Source organism: Micromonospora phytophila, assembly GCF_023656545.1.
GTDB classification, from domain to species: Bacteria; Actinomycetota; Actinomycetes; order Mycobacteriales; family Micromonosporaceae; genus Micromonospora; species Micromonospora phytophila.
Genome location: NZ_JAMOKF010000590.1, coordinates 1 through 1,716, shown reverse-complemented (window position 1 = coordinate 1,716; position 1,716 = coordinate 1). Strand labels below are relative to the sequence as shown.

Annotated in this window: 1 protein-coding gene and 1 pseudogene; one reads left to right on the top strand and one right to left on the bottom strand. The window is 76.8% G+C overall.

Going from position 1 to position 1,716, the window contains the following annotated elements; genetic code table 11:
* A partial coding sequence (mptB, locus tag NCC78_RS31565) for a polyprenol phosphomannose-dependent alpha 1,6 mannosyltransferase MptB (RefSeq protein ID WP_250799096.1) occupies positions 1-1,188 on the bottom strand: 1,188 nt, incomplete at its 3' end.
* A 44-nt stretch (positions 1,189-1,232) separates the two neighbouring features.
* Between mptB and NCC78_RS31560 the strand changes: the two are divergent.
* Positions 1,233-1,716: pseudogene (locus NCC78_RS31560) on the top strand (hypothetical protein); the annotation flags it as partial.

Here is a 1,716-nt window from a genome sequence, read left to right as displayed (position 1 = left end):
CCAGGTCCAGTACCAGGGGTGGAAGAGCGGGGCGAGGGCGACCGTGGCGGCCAGCGCCAGGCCGGCGTGCCAGATCGGCTCCCGGGTGCGCGCGCGCCACCAGAGCCAGAGCAGGACCAGCGCGAGCGCGGCCAGCCCGATCCCCCGGGTGACCGGCAGCGGGTCGCCGTGCCAGCCGAACGGCGCGGCGAGGTAGGCGACGGTCTGCCCCACCGCCGTCGGCGGCGAGGTCCAGGCGATCACCAGGCCGCCCTGCTCCAGCCCGGTCACCCAGCCGAAGCCCAGGCCGGTGGCGAGGGTCGCGCCGACCACCGCGGCGACCGCCCCGCCGACCACCCACCCGCCGTCGCGCACCAGCGCCCTGATCGAGTACGCCCCGACGATCGCGGCCAGCGCGGCGAACGGCACCACGACCAGCGCGGTCACCTTGATCGCGGCGGCCAGCCCGAGCAGCACTCCCCCGGCGAGTAGCGGGCCGGGGCGGCCCGGCCGGGACACCACCACCGCCAAGCCGGCGACGAGCACCCCCACCATCAGCGCGTCGTTGTGCGCCCCCGAGACCAGGTGCACCCCGATCAGTGGCGAGCCCAGCGCCAGCCAGACCGCCCGGCCGGCCGGTACGCCGCAGCGCCGGGCCAGCACCGGCAGGCAGGCGGCGGTCAGCCCCAACCCGGCCACCGCCAGCAGCCGGAACAGCACGATGCTGCCGACCAGCGACCCGGTCGCCTTGACCACCGCCCCGGCGAGCAGCAGGAACAGCGGCCCGTACGGGGCCGAGGTGTCCCGCCAGATGTAGGAGATGGTGTCCAGCCAGGGGCAGGGCAGCGCCGAGACCCCCTGCTCGTACGGGTTGATCCCGGCGGAGTAGCTGGCGCCCTGGCAGGCGTACGCGTAGACGTCCCGGCTGCCCATCGGCGGCGTGACCAGCAGCGGCAGCAGCCAGAGCCCGACGGTGACCAGCGCCCAGCGCGCCGACGGGACCCGGTCGCGCAGCGTCCACCAGGCGTACGCCATCAGACCGGTGCCGACCAGCCAGGCGGCGATGATCAGCGGCCCGTTCGGGCCCTGCCAGATGCTGACCGGGGTGGGGCGCAGGTCGCCGTCGGGAAACGCGCCGCCGAGGAACGCGGCCAGGGCGAGCAGCGTCGAGCCGGCCAGGCCGGTCCAGCGCGCGAGGTGGTGAGGCACGCCCGACATGCTGCCAGTACCGTGGTCGCGTTACGGAGGTGGGCATGCGGCGCAGTCGGGTGGTGGCGGTGGCCGCCGCGTCCGCCGCCGCCCTCGGGGCGGTCTACCTGGCGCTGCCGGGCATGGGCTCCGACCTGGCCGCGCAGGTGGCGCGGGCCGACTTCTTCGCCGCCCACGGCCTGACCCCGGTGGACCTGCGCTGGTACGGCGGGGTCCAGCAGTTCGGCTACAGCCTGGTGTCCCAGCCGGTGATGGCCCTGCTCGGGGTGCGGGTCACCGGCGCGCTGGCCCTGCTCGCGGCGGCGACCGCCTTGGCGGCCCTGCTGGTACGCACCGGGGTGCCCCGCCCGCTGCTCGGCAGCCTGGTCGGGGTGGTCACCATCGCCGGCAACCTGGTCGCCGGCCGGGTGACGTACGGCCTCGGGGTGGCCTTCGGGCTCGGCGCCCTGCTCGCCCTCACCCTCCCCGCGCCCGGCGGGCGGCGGCTGCCGCGGCTCGGCCTGGCGGCGGCCGGGGCGCTGCTGGCCT